The organism is Pantoea endophytica, from assembly GCF_002858935.1.
GTDB lineage: Bacteria > Pseudomonadota > Gammaproteobacteria > Enterobacterales > Enterobacteriaceae > Pantoea > Pantoea leporis.
Genome location: NZ_PJRT01000010.1, coordinates 188,401 through 207,049, shown reverse-complemented (window position 1 = coordinate 207,049; position 18,649 = coordinate 188,401). Strand labels below are relative to the sequence as shown.

The window sequence follows — 18,649 nt, the reverse complement described above, 5'->3', positions numbered from 1 at the left end:
AGCGTCCACGCGGCAAAGAGGTTACTTCAGCGTATACCCATCCGCATCGCGCCAAGCCGGGAAGCGTTCGCGGTAGGCTTGCAGCTCCTCCAGCGAAAGCTCCGCATCAAGACGTGCGCGCGCAAAGGGCTCTCCACTCGCCAGAATCTCACCCAGCGGCGAAATAATCCGGCTGTCACCACTGTATTGATGCTGATTGCCATCGCTGCCGACGCGGTTACAACCGGCGATATAAGCCTGGTTTTCAATTGCACGGGCTAACAGCAGCGATTGCCAGTGCAGCGCACGCGGTGCCGGCCAGTTGGCGACATACAGCGCCAAATCGTAATCGTTGTGGTTACGCGAAAAAACCGGGAAGCGCAGGTCGTAGCAAATTTGCGGCAGAATCCGCCAGCCGCGCCACTCAAATACTTCACGTGTTTCACCCGCCACATAGTGCTGATGTTCATTGGCCATGCGGAACAAGTGACGTTTGTCGTACTGATGCAGCGTGCCGTCTGGCTCGACCAGCAAGAAGCGGTTCACCGCGCCTTTTTCCGTCTGGATTGCCGCGCTGCCGCCGACTAACGCATTGCTGGTTTGCGCGTGCGCGTGCAGCCACGCCACGACGTCATCCTGCGGCAGCGAACTTTCGGCAGCTTCCATAGCAAAACCGGTAGTGAACATTTCCGGCAGCAGAATGATGTCGCGGCCTGCAATGCCTTTCAGCACGCCATCGAAATGACGCAGGTTAGCCGCGCCATCCATCCAGCTCAGGGTTTCCTGCAGAACGGTAATTTTCAAAGCTGACATAAGCGCTCCGCAGCGGCGTCGAGCGTCGCTTCCTGTTTGGCAAAGCACAGGCGAATCAGCTTGTGCGGGAAAGGTTCGGCGCAGAACACCGACAGCGGAATCGCCGCCACGCCGACTTCTTTGGTCAGCAGCTGGCAGAAGCTCACGTCATCCAGATCGGAAATGGCGCTGTAATCGACCAGCAGGAAGTAAGTGCCTTCGCACGGCAGCAGCTTGAAACGGCTGGCGGAGAGCGCCTGGATAAAGCGATCGCGGCGCGCGCGGTAGAACTCCGGCAGTTCGCGATAGTGCTCAGGCGCCTGACGCAGCATGTCGGCAATCGCCAGTTGTGCCGGCGTATTCACCGAGAAGGTCAGATATTGATGCACCTTGCGGATTTCAGCGCTGATCGCCGCCGGGGCAATGCAATAACCCACTTTCCAGCCGGTCATGTGGAAGGTTTTACCAAAAGATGACACCGCGATGGATCGCTGACGTAGTTCAGCATGCGCTAACACGCTGGCGTGGCCCTCTTCAGTGAAACAGATGTGCTCATACACTTCGTCGCTCAGCACATAGATTTCCTGCTCCGCAATCGCCTGCCACAGCTCGGCATAATCGCTTTTGCGCCACACGGTGGCGGACGGATTATGCGGCGTGTTCAGGATCACTAAGCGGGTTTTGCTGCTCAACAGGCCGCGGAATTCGCGCCAGTCAACGCGGAAACCCGGCGGCTGCAGGGCGATGCGTTTTAACACGCCGCCCGCCAGTTGCACCGCAGGCGCGTAGCTGTCGTAGCTTGGGTCAAAGCAGATCACTTCATCACCTTGACGCACCAGCGCGGTGATCGCAGCGTACAACGCTTCTGTCGCGCCCGTCGTCACGGTGATATCGCTGTTGACGTCAGGCGTGTGGCCGTAAAGCGCGGCGGTTTTCTCAACAATCGCCTCACGCAGTGGCAGTACGCCGATCATCGGTGCATATTGGTTGGCGCCCTGACTCACGTGATGCGCCAGGCGCTCCTGCAAATAGCGCGGACCGTCAAAATCGGGGAAGCCTTGCGACAGGTTGATGGCGTTGTGCTGCTGAGCTAACGCACTCATTTGCGTAAAGATGGTAGTGCCGAGCGCCGGTAATTTGCTCTCGGGGATCAGGTTGTGCTGCGTCATTGTTTTGTGGCCTTAAGCGCGAATGTCGTTGCGGAGAAACCCTGCGTTGCTGCCACTATAAACAGGATGTTAATATTTGGCAATCGAGACGCTTAGACGTCTAAACTAACCTGCGGAGTCGGTATATCGCTATGACGGATTTTCTTCCACTGGAACATTTAGTGGCCGCCTGCCACTGGATTGGTGGCAAAGGCTGGGCACCTGCGACCGGCGGTAATATGTCGGTGCGGCAGGACGCGGAGTATTGTCTGCTGAGTGCGTCCGGCAAAGATAAAGGCAGCCTGACGCGCGATGATTTTATCCAGGTTGAAATCGCTACCAACGCCGTGCCATCGGGCCGCACGCCTTCGGCGGAAACCGGCCTGCATACCTTGATTTATCGCCTGTTTCCGCAGGCGGGTGCGGTGCTGCATACGCACACGGTCAACTCGACGGTGCTGTCGCGGGTGGAGAAGGGCGATGCGCTGCTGCTCAGTGGTTATGAGATGCAGAAAACGCTGGCCGGACAGCAGACGCATCTGAACACCATCGCCATTCCCTTGTTCGATAACGATCAGGACATGACGGCGCTGGCGCAGCGTATTGAAGCTTTTGCCGCCGCTACGCCGCTGCAATATGGTTTTCTGCTGCGCGGCCACGGTTTGACCTGCTGGGGCAAGGACGTGAACGAAGCGCGTCGCCATCTGGAAGGTCTGGAATTCCTTTTTGAATGTGAACTGCAACGTCGCCTGCTGGAGGCCAAATGATCCGCGCCATTGTTACCGATATTGAAGGCACCACCAGCGATATCCAGTTTGTGCATCAGGTATTGTTTCCTTATGCGCGTCAGCGTTTAGCGGCGTACGTGCGGGAAAATCATACCGATGAAAACGTCGCCGCCGCACTCAACGCGGTGCGTGCAGAGTCCGCTGCGCCTCAGGCCACGCTGGAGGAGCTGATTACCACACTCAAGAATTATATCGATGAGGATCGCAAATCACCGGGCCTCAAAGCCCTGCAGGGCATGATTTGGCGCGCCGGCTACGTTGAAGGCCAGTTCACCGGCCACCTCTATCCCGACGTGCTGCCGGCTTTTGCGCGCTGGCAGCAGCAGGGGATTGGTCTGTATGTTTATTCCTCGGGATCGGTGGCCGCGCAAAAACTGTTATTTGGCTACAGCGATGAAGGTGATTTAACCTCGCTGTTCAGCGGCTATTTTGATACCGGCGTCGGCGCGAAACGTGAAGCGCAATCGTATCGCAGTATCGCCGAAAAAATCGGCCTTGCGCCTGCGTCATTGCTGTTCCTGTCGGATATTCATCAGGAGCTGGATGCGGCAGCGGATGCGGGCTGGCATACCGTGCAGTTAATTCGTGGCGCGGCGGATAACGCCAGTCGTCATCACCAGGTCAACGATTTTTCCCAGATTAAACCGGAGTCGATTTAACATGAGTGCATTGACCATTTTTACCGATACCGAAGCCCAGCAACCGGTGTGGCACAGCACCGATGCCGAGGCGATTCGCGAGCGTCTTAACGCGAAAAACGTGCGCTTTGAACGCTGGGAAGCCGATCGCGATTTGGGTGCGGATCCTGATGCAGAGACGGTGATTAACGCCTATCAACATGCGATTGATCGTCTGGTGGCCGAGAAGGGCTATCAGAGCTGGGATGTGCTGAGCATGCGTGCGGATAATCCGCAGAAAGAGGTACTGCGCACCAAGTTCCTTAATGAACATACGCATAGCGAAGATGAAGTACGCTTCTTTGTTGAAGGTTCAGGGCTGTTCTGTCTGCATCTGGAGGGCGAGGTGTATCAGATTTTGTGTGAGAAGAATGATCTGATCTCAGTGCCCGCTGGCACGGCGCACTGGTTTGATATGGGTTCTGAGCCGCACTTTACCGCGATCCGCATTTTCGATAATCAGGAAGGCTGGGTCGCGAATTTCACCGGCGATAAGATTGCTGATGCGTATCCGCGTTTGGCGTGATTTTTTGCCCTCATCCCGGCCCTCTCCCGCAAGCGGGCGAGGGAGAAAACCAAGCGTGCAGATTTGCTCGATCGGTTCCCTCTCCCAGTTGTGGGAGAGGGTTAGGGTGAGGGGAAAATTGCGCCTATTTACGGCAAAAATATCCCTTCCTCTACCTGCGCAGGCGTCACCACACCGGTATCCAGCACCCAACCGCTAATCAACGCCGCTGGCGTCACATCAAAGGCCGGATTATAGACTGCCGCACTTTCCGGTGCCCACTGCACGCTACCAAAACTGCCTGCAACGCCGGTCACTTCGCTGGCGGCGCGCTGCTCGATAGGGATGGCGTCGCCGTTTGGACATTGACTATCCAGCGTGGTGTGCGGTGCGGCGACGTAGAACGGAATACCGTGATAGTGCGCCAGCACGGCCAAGCTATAGGTGCCAATCTTGTTAGCGACATCACCATTCGCTGCGATACGATCCGCGCCGACCCAAATAGCATCGACCACGCCGCGCGCCATTAGACTGGCGGCCATCGAGTCGGTAATCAGCTGATAAGGAATGTTTAGCTCACCCAGCTCCCACGCGGTTAAACGGCCACCTTGCAGCAGCGGTCGCGTCTCATCCACCCAGACATTTTTCACCAAACCTTGCTGGTGGGCATAAGCGATAACGCCGAGCGCCGTGCCGACGCCGGCCGTCGCCAGCCCACCGGTATTGCAGTGCGTCAGCAGCTGGCTGCCCGGTTTTACCAGCGTGCTGCCGGCGCGGGCGATGTGGTCACACAGTTGCTTATCTTCGGCCACCAGACGCAGTGCTTCGCGGCTCAGCGCCGTGACGAAATCACTTTCGGCCAACGCAGTTTTCATGCGATCAAGGTTATTCATCAGGTTCACCGCCGTTGGGCGCGCCGCGCGCAGCACCTCAAGCGCCGTCACTAATTCTGCGCGCGCTGCGCCTTGCTCACCCAGCAGCGCCAGCAGCAAACTGGCTGAGAGGCCAATCAGCGGCGCACCGCGCACGCGCAAGGCATGAATGTGCTCGACCAACTCTGTAACGCTGTGCGCGGGCAGCCAGTTCTGTTGTTGTGGCAGCGCCTGCTGGTCAAGGATCCACAGTTGATTATCGCGGACCTCAAGGCTGGTGGTACGAAGTGTTTGCATGGTGTGAAATCCCTGTTGCGTTAATGCTGGCTATTGTGCCAACATGCGTAACGGATGTATAGACGTCTGAACGGCTTATTACTATCGATAATCGAGGAACAGGCAATGTCGCAATACCGTACGTTCAATGCTGCCGATGCTGTGGAATATGCTCAACAATTTGGCGGCGTGGACGATCCGTCAGCGCTGGTGAGCGCCGAGGAGATCGGGGATGGCAATCTCAACCTGGTGTTTAAAATTTTCGATAATCAAGGCCGCAGCCGCGTGGTGGTAAAACAGGCGCTACCCTATGTGCGTTGTGTCGGTGAATCCTGGCCACTCACGCTGGATCGTGCGCGTCTCGAAGCGCAGACGTTGATTGAGCACTACAAACATTGCCCGCAGCACACCGTCAACGTCACTCATTACGATGCCGAATTGGCGGTGATGGTGATGGAGGATCTCTCCAGTCATCGTATCTGGCGGAGCGAATTGGTGAAGGGCGCGTATTATCCGCAGGCCGGTCGTCAGGTTGGCGAATATCTGGCGCAGACGCTGTTCCATACCTCCGATTTCTTCCTGCATCCGCATAAGAAAAAAGCCGAAGTGGCGCGTTTCATTAATCCGGAAATGTGCGAAATCACCGAAGACTTATTCTTCAACGATCCGTTTATTGACCATGAGCGCAACAAATATCCTGCGGCGCTGGAATCGCTGGTGGTCAGCCTGCGCAGCGACGATGCGCTAAAAATCGCCGTGGCCGGTCTCAAACACCGTTTCTTCGCCGATGCGGAAGCCTTGCTGCATGGCGATGTACACAGCGGTTCCATCTTTGTCGCCGATGGCAGCCTGAAAGTGATTGATGCGGAGTTTGGTTACTTTGGGCCGATAGGTTTTGATGTCGGCAGCGCGATAGGCAACTTGCTGATCAACTACTGCTGCCTGCCGGGCTTGCTGGCGCCGCGTGAGGCGGCAGAAGGGCGTGAACGTCGTCTGAGTGACGTGCAGGATATTTGTAATCAGTTTGCCAGCCGCTTCCTGGAATTGGCGAAAGAGAAAACCCGCGATGTGGCGCTGGCCTATCCCGGTTACGCCGAATCTTTCCTGCGCAAAGTGTGGCGCGATACCTTGGGTTATTGCGGTACCGAGTTGATCCGTCGCACGGTGGGGATGTCTCACGTTGCGGATTTCAAACAGATTGAAGATGAAACCATGCGCACCGAGTGCATTCGCAGCTGTATCACGTTGGGACGCACGCTGATTCTGGCTGCCGATCATGTTGCTGATGTGGATGCGCTGATTGCGCGGATTCGTCAGGCGGGTTAATGCTGGTGTCGGGAAATCAAGCAGGGGCTGCAGAATAACCGGCTGACGCTGCGCAGCAAAAAACCAGATAGTCAAACTGCGGGGCGACGGGAGCGGTCATTCCCGAGAGTGGAGAAAGAGAGGCCCTGGAAGTACCCGACAGCCAAAAGAAAAAATGCCAGTCAGGCTTAACTGACTGGCATTAGCCCCGTTTCCGGGGCTTTTTTTATTTCACGTTTAAGCTGGATTTTTTAGCTTCATAACGATGTGTTCAACACCCGGCTCATTCGGTAACAGCTGAAGGGACGATTCAATGACAGTAATTTTCCCTGCGTTGATGTCATCCAGGCGGCCACGCACAATCTTATCGGTGTGAACGTTTAAGTCGATGCTAAAAACATCAGCGCTTGCGATCATTTTGTCACGTTCAGACTGTGGCAAGGCATAAAATTCTTCGAAGTTCTTTGGAAAAGCTTTATTTGCTGAGTGAAAGTTAATTACTAACGGATTACGCAGAAGGACGTTCGTTCCATGCGTCCGTGTACTGGATATTACCATCCACAATACGCCAGGTGATTTTTTCATACTGCAGACTGACGCTTTCCGTGTGGTTCAGCTTGTCATTGCCCGACAGTTTTGTGTTGGCCACGCCGCAGTTAACGCCGGTGACTTTCACGTTTTCCATCAGCACGGTGTAATAGCACACCTCTTGGCCCGCATCGCTGATGTTGTAGAAACGAATTTCGGCGCTTTTCAGCGTCTGGCCGGTGGCCGCTGCTTTATAGAGATAAGGCGTTGAGCTATCCACCTCTTTCTCGATCATCATTGATGAATGCTGGCGCGTGCCGGTTATTTTGCCGTTAGCGGTGTCTACCGGCAGGTTAATACCGTGGCTCAGGCCGATAATTTCAATGCTGCCTTCACGTTCGTGAACATCGACAGAACCTCTAATATCCGCGCCACCATCGTCTTTAAGCCACATATACGGAGGAATTGGCATTTATTTGCTCCTTATTTTTTTGATTAACTTCATTGTTAAAATGTAAATAACAACCGTGATGGGAATCACTGTGCATACGGACATGTAGAAATAGATGTCGTAAAAACGATCCGCTCCAATCTCTTCATTCCCGTAGATCATTTGGCCGATTTTCAAGGCTAATTGTTCGTTAAACCATAACTCTGGCGGGCCCAGAGTACGGGCGACAACGAGCATCAGCGCGAGAAAAAAAGCGACTTTGGCCGCTTTACGGGCAAGTGTTTGAATAACCACCGGCAACCACCTCAATGTATCCGCGCGCCATTAAATTTTTCATGCAAGGAACCGGGATCGACGCTGTTCTCAGAAGGGCATTACGAATTAGCGCATAGTCTGAATTAAGGTGGAGAGTTATACATCCTTCAGATACGCGGCCGGGATGGAGGCGAAATAATCCGCGTTTGACGTCATTAATCCACGTTTCATCATCAATGCTCAGATCGTCACGATATAAAGCAAACCATTCGTCGCGATCAAATTCAGCACCGTTAAAAACGCGGTTATATAAATCCTGTGACTTTGCCTTAGCCCATGACAGCAGGCCACCCCTCCCACGCTCAACAATCCAGTATTTACCCGGTGGGATAGGCCCAACGTTTGGGACGGCCATACATGCAGGAATATTTCTGTAGGCACCTTTCCCGGAAAACGCCATGAAGACGCCCACGCCATACAGATTCAACGGCACGAAATCTGCGCCGTTCAAAATCATCTTACCGATAATTGGCATCGTTAATCCCTAACCTTTAATCCATGTAGTCACTGATGTTTACGTTACATCCCTCAGATTGTCCGGACCAGAAATAATTAGAGTTGGTAATCAATAAAGCTTTTACGATCACGCTTTGCTATTGGCGTTGTTAAAACAACAACGAGAGATAGAGAATCTCAACGAACAACCCCCCCTTTCGCGCAAGACGTGCGACACAAACAGGATATTCGTTATGTCGCAGACGCTGACCGATCAGGATTTTAAGAACGCCGCCACCAAACTCAGCTGCAGTGAAGCCGCCGTGCGCGCCGTCGCCGAAGTAATGAGCTCCGGTATCGGGAAATCAAGCAGGGGCTGCAGAATAACCGGCTGACGCTGCGAAGCAAAAAACCAGATAGTCAAACTGCGGGGCGACGGGAGAGGTCATTCCCGAGAGTGAAGAAAGAGAGGCCCTGGAAGTACCCGACAGCCAAAAGAAAAAATGCCAGTCAGGCTTAACTGACTGGCATTACTCCATGCGGAGGCTTTTGTGTTTTAAGCGGCTTCACTGGCCCGCGGGTTGGATTTCGTCTGCGGCTTTGGCACCGCCAGCGCTTCCGGCGCGAAATCATCGACGTTAATCGCTTTCAGGCGGCTGGCTTCCGCACGGATCAAGACCTGCGCTTCGCTCTCATCAATCCAGCCCGCTTTCAGGCCCTCTTGTGCCAGCGCATCCAGTCGGGTAAATGACAGATGCTTTTTCTGCTGCTTGCATAAACGATCGTGAATCACTTCGGCGGCCATCACATCCTGCAGCGCCTGCTCCAGCTGACCTGCAGGATTATGTGCGCTTGGTGCCAGATATTGGCCGCGGCCCAAACGGGTACGGGTCGCAGAAGGCAGCTGCAGCAGTTTCGCCAGCTTGTGGTCCAGTTTATCTGACGGTGCCGGGCAGTGATGACCACCGGCGAAAATCACCAGTCGCAGCGCACCGGCCACCATGCGGTTCGGGAAGTTACGCAGCAAATCATCCATCGCCACTTCGGCCTGATGCAGCGCATCCTGCACGCCCCAATGTACCAGCGGCAAATCGGCTTCGTTGCGGCCTTCATCGTCATAGCGCTTCAGGGTGGCGGAGGCCAGATACATCTGGCTCAGCACATCGCCGAGACGCGCCGAGATACGTTCACGACGTTTCAGGCTGCCGCCCAGCACCGCCATCGATACATCTGACAGCAGCGCGAGGTTGGCGCTCAAACGGTTAAGGTGTTGATAGTAGCGGCGCGTGGCGTCGCGGGTTGGTGTGGCGCTAGTGCGGCCGCCGGTTAAGCCCAGCCACAGGCTGCGTACTTTATTACTGCCTACGTGGCCAATATGGCTGAATAGCGCGCGGTCAAAGGTCACCAAATCGTTTTTCGCTGCGGCGTTCATCTCTTCCAGCACCCACGGATGGCAGCGGATCGCGCCCTGGCCGAAGATGATCATGCTGCGCGTCAGGATGTTAGCACCTTCCACGGTGATGGCGATCGGTGCGCCCTGATAAGCCCGCGCCAGGAAGTTGTTTTCGCCCAGCATAATGCCTTTACCGCCAGCGATATCCATCGCGTCGATAATCGCGCGCTGACCGCGATGGGTGCAGTGATACTTCACAATCGCCGATAGCACCGCAGGTTTTTCACCGAGCATAATGCCGCTAGTGATTAGCGTTGCGGCAGCATCCATCACGTAGGCGTTACCAGCAATGCGTGCCAGCGGCTCTTCGATCCCTTCCATCTTGCCGATAGAGACTTTGAACTGACGGCGGATGTGCGCATAGGCACCGGTCGCCAGTGCAATGCTTTTCAGGCTGCCGGTTGAGTTCGAAGGCAGCGTGATGCCGCGACCGACTGAAAGACACTCCACCAGCATGCGCCAGCCCTGGCCGGCCATGGATGGGCCGCCGATGATGTAGTCGATGGGTACGAAAATGTCTTTACCGCGCGTCGGACCGTTCTGGAACGGCACGTTAAGCGGGAAGTGACGTTGACCAATCTCTACGCCAGGCGTGTGCGTTGGGATCAGTGCGCAAGTGATGCCAAGCTCTGTAGTCTCGCCCAGCAGATGATCCGGATCGGAGAGTTTGAACGCCAGGCCTAACACGGTGGCAATCGGTGCCAGCGTGATATAGCGCTTGTTCCAGGTAAGACGCATGCCCAGCACTTGCTGACCTTGCCACTCGCCCATGCACACCACGCCGGTATCGGGAATCGCGCCGGCATCCGAACCCGCTTCCGGGCTGGTCAGGGCAAAGCACGGGATCTCATCACCGCGCGCCAGACGCGGCAGGTAATGATCTTTCTGCTCATCAGTACCGTAATGTTGCAGCAGTTCGCCGGGGCCGAGTGAGTTCGGTACGCCAACGGTGATCGCCAGAATGCCGGAGACGCCCGCCAGTTTCTGCAGCACGCGCGCCTGCGCATAGGCGGAGAATTCCAGGCCGCCATACTCTTTCTTAATGATCATGGCGAAGAAGCGATGCTGTTTCAGATACGCCCACAACTCCGGCGGCAGATCGGCCATTTCATGGGTGATTTCGAAGTCGTTCGCCATGCGGCACGCTTCTTCGACCGGACCATCGATAAAGGCCTGCTCCTCTTCGGTCAGGCGCGGCTGCGGATAGTTGTGCAGCTTCTGCCAGTCCGGTTTGCCGCGGAACAGGTCGCCTTCCCACCATGTGGTGCCGGCGTCGATCGCCTCTTTTTCGGTGCGCGACATCGGCGGCATCACTTTCTGGAAGCTGTGCAGCGCCGGTTTCGAGAACAGGCTGCGACGCATGACCGGCAGGTTAAATGGCAGCAGAATAATCGCCAGCGGCAGCAGCATCCATGGCGTCCATAAGTCAGCGGCCGCCAGTGCGCCGGTCCACAGCAGCAGAATTACGCTGCTCAGCTGAAGCGAAATTTGGTGGTAGAACAACACGCTAAGCAGGATTAGCGTCGCAACGATTGAGGCAACCAACATAATGAACCACTCCATAAGTAGTAAGAGGTCTGACCTGTTATGGATGTAGGTTTAGAATATGGGGCAAAATTTATCAATCTGTTTACATCGCAATTACAACACATCTCACAAATTCGTTGCACGATGCGCAACAACTGCCAAACTTCCTCGAGACGCCGCGCTTTTCCTTAAGGCAGGCGCTTTGCGGCTTAGCCCCATTCCGTTAAACTTGCCGGGTCAATCTTTCCTCTAAAGGACATCTCTATGTATCAGGACATTATTCGCTCAGAACTCAATGAAGCAGCCGATACGCTCAACACGTTCCTGAGTGACGAAGCCAACATTCACGCCATTCAGCGCGCCGCAGTTCTGCTGGCCGATAGCTTTAAAGCGGGCGGCAAGGTGCTCTCCTGCGGTAACGGCGGCTCGCACTGCGATGCGATGCATTTTGCTGAAGAGCTGACTGGACGCTACCGTGAAAACCGTCCTGGCTACCCGGCGATTGCCATTTCTGATGTCAGCCATCTCTCGTGCGTCAGTAACGATTTTGGTTATGACTATGTGTTCTCACGCTATATCGAAGCGGTAGGCCGTGAAGGCGATGTGCTGCTGGGTCTTTCTACGTCCGGTAACTCTGCCAACATCATTAAAGCAGTGGAAGCTGCGCGCGCGAAAGGCATGAAAGTGATTACTCTGACCGGCAAAGATGGCGGCAAGATGGCAGGTTCGGCGGATATCGAAATTCGTGTGCCGCACTTTGGCTATGCCGACCGCATTCAGGAGATCCACATCAAAGTGATCCATATTCTGATGCTGTTGATTGAAAAAGAGATGGTTAAGTCATGATGCGTTCCTCTCGCCGCGCGCGAGAGGATCTAACTTAAGGCGGTTGCTATGTGCGAATTGCTCGGGATGAGCGCCAATGTCCCCACGGACATCTGTTTCAGTTTTACCGGTCTGGTGCAGCGTGGCGGTGGAACCGGGCCGCACAAAGATGGTTGGGGCATCACGTTCTACGAAGGAAAAGGGTGCCGCACCTTCAAAGATCCGCAGCCGAGCTTTAACTCGCCGATAGCCCGTTTGGTGCAGGAATACCCGATCAAATCGCATTCGGTGGTGGCGCATATCCGCCAGGCGAATCGCGGTGAGGTGTCGCTGGAAAATACCCATCCGTTCACGCGTGAGCTGTGGGGCCGCAACTGGACCTACGCACACAATGGTCAGCTCAAAGGTTATCGTCAGCTGGATACCGGGCCATTTCGTCCGATTGGTGAAACCGACAGCGAGAAAGCATTTTGCTGGATGCTGCACAAACTGACCGAGCGCTATCCACGCACGCCGGGCAACTGGCCAGCGGTGTTCCGCTACATTGCCGAGCTGGCAGCAGAAATGCGTGAGAAGGGCGTGTTCAACATGCTGTTATCGGATGGGCGCTATCTGATGGCGTTCTGTTCGACCAATCTCTACTGGATTACGCGCCGGGCGCCGTTTGGCAAAGCGACGTTGCTCGATCAGGATGTGGAAATTGATTTTCAGCAGCAGACGACGCCGCAAGATGTGGTAACGGTGATTGCTACGCAACCGCTGACGGGCAATGAAACCTGGCACCGGATAGTGCCAGGCGAGTGGGCACTATTTTGCCTGGGTGAGCGCCAGGAATGATTTCGAGGCAGCATCCGGTGTAGCGATCACCGGCGTGCTGTTCACCGCATATTGGCCGGTGGCCGTCACGTTCACGGTAGGCGGCACACGGTACTTAGCGAAGTACGCATAGCCCGGCTGCAGTTCACGCCAGAAGTTAATGTACGTCGAGTATTTATGACGCTGCATATTGCTGTCTGTCATGCGGAACGGATAGATATTGACCTGAATCTCCTGCTGACCATTACGTAGCGCGGCGTTGGTGTAGGCGAAGATCTCATCCATCGATGCATCCGTCATTGCGTAGCAGCCCACTGACACGCAATCTCCGTGAATCATTAAATAGTTACCGTTATAGCCTTTAGCGCGATCATACTGATTGGGAAAACCGGTATTAATAGCGCGATAAAAACGGCTATCCGGTTTTAACTGGTTCAGCTTAACGTTATAAAAGCCTTCCGGACTTTTGAAATCGCCCTGACGACGTTTAGGTCCTAAACCGCCAGAGAAATTACAGATGCGATAGCTGTCCAGCAGACGATATTCATTCCCGATTTTGCCGTACAGTTCCAGCGTACGCTCTTCCTTGAAAATCTGAATAAAAACGGGGGTTCCAATTAGTTGTTTCTTTAACTCTTTGCTCACCGGAGCCAGCGGTTGCGTAGGCTCGGGGTTCATTGCCCAGCTAAGGAGCGGCATAAGAATCATCGCAAGCGTTAATGCGATTCTGCCCATTCTGTAGATACCTTGATGTGGAGAGAGACGATGACGCTGTGCGTCCGGGTGTTGCATTATCGGAAATATCCGCTATCGCAGCGCAACATTAACATTGTCTGGCTTTTAATCAAGCCAGTGTCCGAGAAAATGGCGCGTTCCTAAAAGGAATACGACCACTAATTTGTAAACTTTAATCTCGCTCTCAACAAATATTGCCGATATTTTTCGCTGCTGTATACTTATCCAGTATCTGGGAGGGCGTATGCGCAAAATTATTCATGTCGATATGGACTGCTTTTATGCAGCGGTTGAGATGCGCGACGATCCCTCTTTACGTGATATTCCGATCGCCATTGGCGGCAGCCGCGTGCAACGTGGCGTGATCAGCACCGCGAACTATCCGGCACGTAAATATGGCGTGCGCAGCGCGATGCCGACCGGCATGGCGCTGAAACTCTGCCCGCATTTGCGGCTGCTGCCTGGCCGCTTTGATGCCTATAAAGAAGCCTCCCGCCAGATCCGCGACATCTTCTCACGTTACACCTCGCTGATTGAACCGCTGTCGCTGGATGAAGCCTATCTGGATGTGACCGACAGCCTGCACTGCCATGGCTCGGCGACATTAATGGCGCAGGCGATTCGCGCCGATATCCTGCGTGAAACCGGGTTGACCGCTTCCGCCGGCATCGCGCCGATCAAGTTTCTCGCCAAGATCGCTTCCGATCTCAACAAACCCAACGGGCAATATGTGATTACGCCCGACGCGATGTCTGATTTTCTACTGACGCTGCCGCTCAGTAAAATTCCTGGCGTGGGTAAAGTGGCGACTAAAAAGCTGGAAGAGATGGGCTTGCGCACCTGCGCGGATGTGCAGCGCGCCGATCTGGCGCTGCTGCTTAAACGCTTTGGCAAGTTTGGCCGCATCTTGTGGGAACGCAGCAACGGCGTGGATGAGCGCAATGTGGTGGTTGAGCGCGAACGCAAATCGCTCGGCGTTGAACGTACGCTGATGGAAGATATTCACAGCTGGGAGCAGTGTCTGGAGATTATTGATTTTCTCTATGCGGAGTTGGATCGCCGCTTAACCGCCATCAAGCCGGATAAGCAGATCGCCCGGCAAGGCGTGAAACTGAAGTTCAATGATTTCCAGCAAACCACGCAGGAGCACGTTTGGCCGGTGCTAAATAAAGACGACATGATCGCGGTGGCGCGTCAGGCGTGGGATGAACGCAGAGCAGGGCGCGGCGTACGGCTGGTGGGATTGCATGTCACGATGGTGGATCCGCAGTTGGAGCGGCAGTTGGTGTTGGGGTTGTGAGATTGTGCGCGCTGCCCCTCATCCCGGCCTTCTCCCGCCAGCGGGAGAAGGAGTAAAACAAACCGCGCCTATCGGTTCCCTCTCCCGCCAGCATGAAAGCGAGAAGACAACGCCGATCGGTTCCCTCTCCCACATGTGGGAGAGGGTTAGGGTGAGGGAAAACTACTTCTTACCGTACTTCGCTTCCAGCGTTGCAAACCATGGCGCGATGAAATCGTTATTTTCGCCCCAGCCTGGAATGATCTTATTCAGCGACGCCACGTTGACCGCGCCTTGCTGGCTGTTCAACTGCTGCTGAGAAATCGATGACGCTTTAAACTCGTAAGTCGCCGGTGTGGTTTCGCCTGCAATCTTGTTCGCCACCAAACGCATATTCACTGCGCCAATGGTTTTCGGATCCACCGCCACGGTTTGTACCCACGGGCTGTTTTTCTCGTGCATCAACTGCAGATCCTGATTGGATACGTCGATGCTATACAGTTTGATCTCGGTACGACCATTCTCCTGCAGGGCTTTATACGCGCCCTGGCTGAAGGCATCCCACGAACCCCAGATCGCATCGATCTTGCCTTTCGGGTATTTCGCCAGAATCGCGCCAATCTTGTTGGCGGTATCGCCCTGTACATCAGATGAAACCGCGCCAATCGACTCCAGCTGATGAATGCCCGGATTCTCTTTCAGCAGCTTCTCATACACCACCTGACGACGATCCATCGCCGGGAAACCGGCCACCCACAGCTTGACGATATTCGCCTTGCCGTTGAAGTCTTTGATTAAGCTGCCGAGTGATTCCTGCGCCAGCGAAGCATCATTCTGCGCCGTCACGGTGACGCCCTCTACCGGCGTATTAACCGGCGTATCAAACACCGACAGCTTGATGCCCGCTGCGGCAATACGCTGCACCAGCGCCGTGGAGTAGGGATCTTTACCGTGCGACAGGATAATGCCGTCATATTTCTGGCTAATCGCCTGGTTAACGAAATCCTGGAAGCGCGCATCGTCGCCATTGCTGAGGAAAGTGCTGACCTTAAAGCCCAGCTGGCGGCCTTGCTGAATCGCACCGGCGACAAACTGCGTGGTGTTATCGTCCGAACCCAGGTTGCGGATGATGGCGATGCGTACCGGGCCTTCATGGTTAGCGATAACCTCAGGCACTGCGGCATCGGCGAAGGCGGCGCTGGCGTTGAGCAGGCTAACCGCCAGCAGCGAAAGGGTAATTTTTTTCATTATGATCTCTTTCTGATTAAACGCGCCTTAACGGCGCTGGATGTAAGTCATCGCCAGCGCCAGCGCCAGTACCAGACCTTTAATAATGTCCATCGCGTAATAGGGCACCGACAACATCACCAGCCCGTTCTGCAACACACCAAGAATGATGGCGCCCACCAAGGTACCCAGCGCATTCGGTTTGCCCGAACCGGCCAGCGAGAAGCCGATCCACGCTGCGGCAACGGCATCCATCAGATAACCGCCGCCGGCATTCACCTGCGAAGAGCCGATGCGTGATGCCAGCAAAATGCCGCCCAAGCCAGCCAGCAGCGAGGCCAGCACATACGCCAGCACGCGATAGCGCGTGGTACGAATACCGGAGAGACGCGCCGCTTCAGGATTGCCGCCCAGCGCATACATACGACGGCCATGCTTGGTCAGCGACAGCGCCAGCTGCGCCACAATGGTGACCACCAGCATGATAATCACGATAGTCGGCACCTGGCCGAGTAGACCAAAGGCGGCAGGAATGGTGCCTTCGGCCATGTCGCCGCTCGGCAGCACCATATTCTCGGTAATGGAACCACCAAAGCTGTAGGTCATCGCCACGCCCTGAATCACAAACAGGGTGGCGAGGGTGGCGAGCATGTCGGGAATACGTAGCACCACAATCAGGAAGCTGTTGAACAAGCCAACCAGCGTACACAGCAGTAGCGTGATAATGATGGCTTCGGTGGTGCCAAAGCCGTGCCAGACGAATAGCGAAATCACCAGCGCATTGGCCAGCGAAGCGGTGGATCCCACCGACAGGTCAAAGCCGCCAATGGTCAGCGAAATCGACACGCCAATCGCAATCACCGTGACGATGGCAATCGAGCGCAGGATGTTAATGATGTTGGTCGGTTCGAGGAAGCTGTCCGAAGCGAGACCAAATGCGGCAATCAAAATCACCACGGTCAGCAACATGCCCCACTTATAGAGGAAATCAAACAGCTGATGGCGCAGAGAAGGCTGCGAGTTTAGGGATAGTTCTTTGCTGCTCACGCAGGTGTTCCTCCGGTGGAATAAAGCAAAAGTGCCTCTTCTGTGGCGGTGTTGCCCTCCATCTCTGCCACAATGCGCCCATCCCAGAGCACACAAATGCGGTCGCACAGACCGACCAATTCAGAAAACTCGCCCGAGGCATAAATGATGCCTTTGCCCTCACGCGCTAAGCCATCGATCAACGTGAACAGATCGGTTTTGGCTTTGATATCGACGCCTTTCGTCGGCTCATCAAAAATCAGCACATCGGCGTTGTTGCGTAGCCACTTGCCAATCGCCACTTTCTGCTGGTTGCCGCCCGACAAACGACGCAGGATTTGCCCCGGTCCGGTGGTGCGCACATTCAGGCGCTGAATCACCGCTTCCGCCCAACGCCACGCCTGGCGATGACCAAACAGGCTCCAGCGCGAGAAGCTGTTATCGGCGCTGATGCTCAGATTCATGCTCACCGGTTCATCGATGAAAATGCCCTCTTTGCGGCGCTCTTCCGGCACCAGCGCCATGCGGTTTTCTACTGAATCATGCGGTGAACGCGGTCGCCACGGTTTGCCGTGCAGTTCGCCCTTTGTCACACGGCTTTTGCTGGCACCAAAAAGCGCTTTGCACAGCTCGGTTTTACCGGCTCCCGCCAGACCGGCAATGCCCAGAATTTCCCCTTTATGCAGACGCAGCGAAATATCCTGCAGTAGCCGATCGTCGTGTAAGCCTTCCACCGACAGCAGCAGCGGCTGAGTCGCAAGGGCGCGACGCGGCGGAAAAACATCATCCAGCCGATGTCCCAGCATTTTTTCCACGATCTGCTCACCGCTTAGCGCCGCCATCGGACTGCTTTCAATCAGACGACCATCGCGCAGCACCGTTAAGCGGTCGCAAATCGCTTTCAGTTCGTGAATGCGGTGCGAGATAAATACCACGCCAATGCCGCTGGACTGCAAGCGGCGCACCACGGTAAACAGGCGCTCGCTCTCATGCTGATCGAGCGGGGCGGTGGGTTCATCCAGGATCAGAAAGCGGCAGTGATGGGACAGGGCGCGCGCCAGCAGGATTTGCTGCTTCTCTGCCAGCGAGCAGCGCTCCACCAAACGGTTGACGTCGATGTTCACTTCCAGCTGCGCCAGTAACGTACGCGCCTGGCGGCGAATCTCGCGCCAGCTGTAGACGTGACCCGGTTCGGCTAAACGATCGAGCAGAATGTTTTCGGCCACGCTGAGCTGTGGCACCAGCGCCACATCCACTTCCTGCTGCACCAGATGAATGCCGAGCTTTTTGGCATCGCGCGGTGAGCGAATAGTGACCGGCGCATCATCCAGCAGAATCTCACCGCTGTAATGATCGTGTGCGCCAGCCAGCACCGCCATCAGCGTAGATTTTCCGGCGCCGTTAGCGCCCGTCAACGCATGCACCGAGCCGCCTTCAGTCAGAAAATCCACCTGCGCGAGCGCGGCGAAACCGCCAAAGGCAATGGAGATATTACGCATCTCCAGGCGGTTGATCGCACTCATTGAGCCGGGCCTTTAATTAGTTGAGTTGGGGGCATTTTTTCCTGAACCATCACTCTCGGCAACGAACGAAAGGGCATAAGCTAGCACGAAATCTTATTAGCCATCCAGACATCTGGACGTTATGGCGGCTAAATCTGGTTTGATGGAAAGATTTGGGTTAACCGAGA

20 protein-coding genes and 2 pseudogenes are annotated in these 18,649 nt (G+C 55.2%); 10 read left to right on the top strand and 12 right to left on the bottom strand.

Features of this window, described 5'->3' with window-relative positions; genetic code table 11:
- Window positions 1-21 precede the first annotated feature (21 nt).
- Together PZBJ_RS11075 and PZBJ_RS11070 are read right to left on the bottom strand one after the other, a co-directional pair.
- Window positions 22-792, bottom strand: a complete 771-nt coding sequence (locus PZBJ_RS11075; RefSeq protein WP_101762534.1) for an amidohydrolase — start codon at window positions 790-792, stop codon at window positions 22-24.
- Entirely contained in the window at window positions 780-1,940 is a 1,161-nt protein-coding gene (locus tag PZBJ_RS11070) for a pyridoxal phosphate-dependent aminotransferase (RefSeq protein ID WP_101762533.1), read from the bottom strand. The genes PZBJ_RS11075 and PZBJ_RS11070 overlap by 13 nt, the downstream gene beginning before the upstream one ends.
- A gap of 131 nt (window positions 1,941-2,071) precedes the next feature.
- On the opposite strand from PZBJ_RS11070, the gene PZBJ_RS11065 reads away from it, so the two are divergent.
- Genes PZBJ_RS11065 through PZBJ_RS11055 form a run of 3 tightly spaced genes read left to right on the top strand, consistent with a single transcriptional unit; the run spans window position 2,072 to window position 3,910 of the window.
- Window positions 2,072-2,686, top strand: a complete 615-nt coding sequence (locus PZBJ_RS11065) for a methylthioribulose 1-phosphate dehydratase (RefSeq protein ID WP_101762532.1) — start codon at window positions 2,072-2,074, stop codon at window positions 2,684-2,686.
- Window positions 2,683-3,366 (top strand): acireductone synthase, encoded by a 684-nt coding sequence (gene mtnC / locus PZBJ_RS11060; protein WP_101762531.1) that lies wholly within the window; start codon window positions 2,683-2,685, stop codon window positions 3,364-3,366. Before PZBJ_RS11065 ends, mtnC begins: the two co-directional genes overlap by 4 nt.
- Before the next feature lies 1 nt (window position 3,367).
- The gene (locus PZBJ_RS11055) at window positions 3,368-3,910 is read left to right on the top strand and encodes a 1,2-dihydroxy-3-keto-5-methylthiopentene dioxygenase (protein WP_101762530.1); all 543 of its coding nucleotides are present in this window, start codon (window positions 3,368-3,370) and stop codon (window positions 3,908-3,910) included.
- 128 nt (window positions 3,911-4,038) lie between these two features.
- On the opposite strand, the gene mtnA is transcribed toward PZBJ_RS11055, so the two are convergent.
- Window positions 4,039-5,058 (bottom strand): S-methyl-5-thioribose-1-phosphate isomerase, encoded by a 1,020-nt coding sequence (mtnA, locus tag PZBJ_RS11050; protein ID WP_101762529.1) that lies wholly within the window; start codon window positions 5,056-5,058, stop codon window positions 4,039-4,041.
- Between the two features lie 105 nt (window positions 5,059-5,163).
- On the opposite strand from mtnA, the gene mtnK reads away from it, so the two are divergent.
- Both mtnK and PZBJ_RS24520 read left to right on the top strand, forming a co-directional pair.
- Entirely contained in the window at window positions 5,164-6,363 is a 1,200-nt protein-coding gene (mtnK, locus tag PZBJ_RS11045) for an S-methyl-5-thioribose kinase (protein ID WP_101762528.1), read from the top strand.
- 84 nt (window positions 6,364-6,447) lie between these two features.
- Window positions 6,448-6,534: pseudogene (locus PZBJ_RS24520) on the top strand (hypothetical protein); the annotation flags it as partial.
- A 45-nt stretch (window positions 6,535-6,579) separates the two neighbouring features.
- On the opposite strand, the gene PZBJ_RS11040 reads toward PZBJ_RS24520, so the two are convergent.
- The 4 genes from PZBJ_RS11040 to PZBJ_RS11025 form a co-directional block, all read right to left on the bottom strand.
- On the bottom strand, window positions 6,580-6,783 hold the full coding sequence (locus PZBJ_RS11040; RefSeq protein WP_101762527.1) for a hypothetical protein: 204 nt from the start codon (window positions 6,781-6,783) through the stop codon (window positions 6,580-6,582).
- 67 nt (window positions 6,784-6,850) lie between these two features.
- Complete coding sequence (locus PZBJ_RS11035) at window positions 6,851-7,342, bottom strand: Hcp family type VI secretion system effector (RefSeq protein ID WP_101762526.1); 492 nt, start codon at window positions 7,340-7,342, stop codon at window positions 6,851-6,853.
- Entirely contained in the window at window positions 7,343-7,615 is a 273-nt protein-coding gene (locus PZBJ_RS11030; protein WP_240632904.1) for a hypothetical protein, read from the bottom strand.
- Window positions 7,590-8,111, bottom strand: coding sequence for a DUF2778 domain-containing protein (locus PZBJ_RS11025; RefSeq protein ID WP_101762525.1), 522 nt, complete (start codon window positions 8,109-8,111; stop codon window positions 7,590-7,592). The genes PZBJ_RS11030 and PZBJ_RS11025 overlap by 26 nt, the downstream gene beginning before the upstream one ends.
- Before the next feature lie 214 nt (window positions 8,112-8,325).
- Here PZBJ_RS11025 and PZBJ_RS24125 point away from each other — a divergent pair, with 214 nt between their 5' ends.
- Both PZBJ_RS24125 and PZBJ_RS24365 read left to right on the top strand, forming a co-directional pair.
- Complete coding sequence (locus PZBJ_RS24125) at window positions 8,326-8,466, top strand: hypothetical protein (RefSeq protein WP_158238605.1); 141 nt, start codon at window positions 8,326-8,328, stop codon at window positions 8,464-8,466.
- Window positions 8,418-8,591 (top strand): annotated as a pseudogene (locus tag PZBJ_RS24365) (hypothetical protein); the annotation flags it as partial. The gene PZBJ_RS24125 and the pseudogene PZBJ_RS24365, both read left to right, overlap by 49 nt.
- Window positions 8,592-8,627: 36 nt before the next feature.
- Here PZBJ_RS24365 and fadE read toward each other — a convergent pair.
- The gene (fadE, locus tag PZBJ_RS11020; RefSeq protein WP_101762524.1) at window positions 8,628-11,072 is read right to left on the bottom strand and encodes an acyl-CoA dehydrogenase FadE; all 2,445 of its coding nucleotides are present in this window, start codon (window positions 11,070-11,072) and stop codon (window positions 8,628-8,630) included.
- A 243-nt stretch (window positions 11,073-11,315) separates the two neighbouring features.
- On the opposite strand from fadE, the gene lpcA reads away from it, so the two are divergent.
- Together lpcA and PZBJ_RS11010 are read left to right on the top strand one after the other, a co-directional pair.
- Window positions 11,316-11,897 (top strand): D-sedoheptulose 7-phosphate isomerase, encoded by a 582-nt coding sequence (gene lpcA, locus PZBJ_RS11015; protein WP_064740353.1) that lies wholly within the window; start codon window positions 11,316-11,318, stop codon window positions 11,895-11,897.
- 48 nt (window positions 11,898-11,945) lie between these two features.
- Window positions 11,946-12,713: a class II glutamine amidotransferase gene (locus PZBJ_RS11010; protein WP_008108933.1), complete on the top strand. Its 768-nt coding sequence runs from the start codon at window positions 11,946-11,948 to the stop codon at window positions 12,711-12,713.
- Here PZBJ_RS11010 and dpaA read toward each other — a convergent pair.
- Window positions 12,684-13,427 (bottom strand): peptidoglycan meso-diaminopimelic acid protein amidase, encoded by a 744-nt coding sequence (gene dpaA / locus PZBJ_RS11005; RefSeq protein ID WP_101762523.1) that lies wholly within the window; start codon window positions 13,425-13,427, stop codon window positions 12,684-12,686. The genes PZBJ_RS11010 and dpaA overlap by 30 nt on opposite strands.
- Before the next feature lie 244 nt (window positions 13,428-13,671).
- On the opposite strand from dpaA, the gene dinB reads away from it, so the two are divergent.
- Window positions 13,672-14,727 (top strand): DNA polymerase IV, encoded by a 1,056-nt coding sequence (gene dinB, locus PZBJ_RS11000; RefSeq protein WP_101762522.1) that lies wholly within the window; start codon window positions 13,672-13,674, stop codon window positions 14,725-14,727.
- Window positions 14,728-14,889: 162 nt separating this feature from the next.
- Here dinB and PZBJ_RS10995 read toward each other — a convergent pair whose 3' ends face one another.
- From PZBJ_RS10995 to PZBJ_RS10985, 3 genes are read right to left on the bottom strand one after another with little or no spacing between them, the layout of a single operon-like run.
- Window positions 14,890-15,954, bottom strand: a complete 1,065-nt coding sequence (locus PZBJ_RS10995; RefSeq protein WP_101762521.1) for a sugar ABC transporter substrate-binding protein — start codon at window positions 15,952-15,954, stop codon at window positions 14,890-14,892.
- Window positions 15,955-15,981: 27 nt separating this feature from the next.
- Window positions 15,982-16,980, bottom strand: coding sequence for an ABC transporter permease (locus tag PZBJ_RS10990; protein ID WP_101762520.1), 999 nt, complete (start codon window positions 16,978-16,980; stop codon window positions 15,982-15,984).
- A complete protein-coding gene (locus tag PZBJ_RS10985) occupies window positions 16,977-18,482 on the bottom strand; it encodes a sugar ABC transporter ATP-binding protein (RefSeq protein WP_101762519.1) in 1,506 nt (501 codons plus the stop codon). The genes PZBJ_RS10990 and PZBJ_RS10985 overlap by 4 nt, the downstream gene beginning before the upstream one ends.
- Window positions 18,483-18,649: the final 167 nt, after the last annotated feature.

Excerpts from the sequence above, each read along its gene's own strand:
- dinB (WP_101762522.1), top strand. The coding sequence starts at position 13,672 with ATGCGCAAAATTATTCATGTCGATATGGACTGCTTTTATGCAGCGGTT.
- PZBJ_RS10985 (WP_101762519.1), bottom strand. The coding sequence starts at position 18,482 with ATGAGTGCGATCAACCGCCTGGAGATGCGTAATATCTCCATTGCCTTT.
- PZBJ_RS11010 (WP_008108933.1), top strand. The coding sequence starts at position 11,946 with ATGTGCGAATTGCTCGGGATGAGCGCCAATGTCCCCACGGACATCTGT.
- fadE (WP_101762524.1), bottom strand. The coding sequence starts at position 11,072 with ATGTTGGTTGCCTCAATCGTTGCGACGCTAATCCTGCTTAGCGTGTTG.
- PZBJ_RS11055 (WP_101762530.1), top strand. The coding sequence starts at position 3,368 with ATGAGTGCATTGACCATTTTTACCGATACCGAAGCCCAGCAACCGGTG.
- PZBJ_RS11070 (WP_101762533.1), bottom strand. The coding sequence starts at position 1,940 with ATGACGCAGCACAACCTGATCCCCGAGAGCAAATTACCGGCGCTCGGC.
- PZBJ_RS24125 (WP_158238605.1), top strand. The coding sequence starts at position 8,326 with ATGTCGCAGACGCTGACCGATCAGGATTTTAAGAACGCCGCCACCAAA.
- PZBJ_RS11075 (WP_101762534.1), bottom strand. The coding sequence starts at position 792 with ATGTCAGCTTTGAAAATTACCGTTCTGCAGGAAACCCTGAGCTGGATG.
- PZBJ_RS11035 (WP_101762526.1), bottom strand. The coding sequence starts at position 7,342 with ATGCCAATTCCTCCGTATATGTGGCTTAAAGACGATGGTGGCGCGGAT.
- mtnA (WP_101762529.1), bottom strand. The coding sequence starts at position 5,058 with ATGCAAACACTTCGTACCACCAGCCTTGAGGTCCGCGATAATCAACTG.
- mtnK (WP_101762528.1), top strand. The coding sequence starts at position 5,164 with ATGTCGCAATACCGTACGTTCAATGCTGCCGATGCTGTGGAATATGCT.
- PZBJ_RS11025 (WP_101762525.1), bottom strand. The coding sequence starts at position 8,111 with ATGCCAATTATCGGTAAGATGATTTTGAACGGCGCAGATTTCGTGCCG.
- dpaA (WP_101762523.1), bottom strand. The coding sequence starts at position 13,427 with ATGGGCAGAATCGCATTAACGCTTGCGATGATTCTTATGCCGCTCCTT.
- PZBJ_RS10995 (WP_101762521.1), bottom strand. The coding sequence starts at position 15,954 with ATGAAAAAAATTACCCTTTCGCTGCTGGCGGTTAGCCTGCTCAACGCC.
- lpcA (WP_064740353.1), top strand. The coding sequence starts at position 11,316 with ATGTATCAGGACATTATTCGCTCAGAACTCAATGAAGCAGCCGATACG.
- PZBJ_RS11065 (WP_101762532.1), top strand. The coding sequence starts at position 2,072 with ATGACGGATTTTCTTCCACTGGAACATTTAGTGGCCGCCTGCCACTGG.
- mtnC (WP_101762531.1), top strand. The coding sequence starts at position 2,683 with ATGATCCGCGCCATTGTTACCGATATTGAAGGCACCACCAGCGATATC.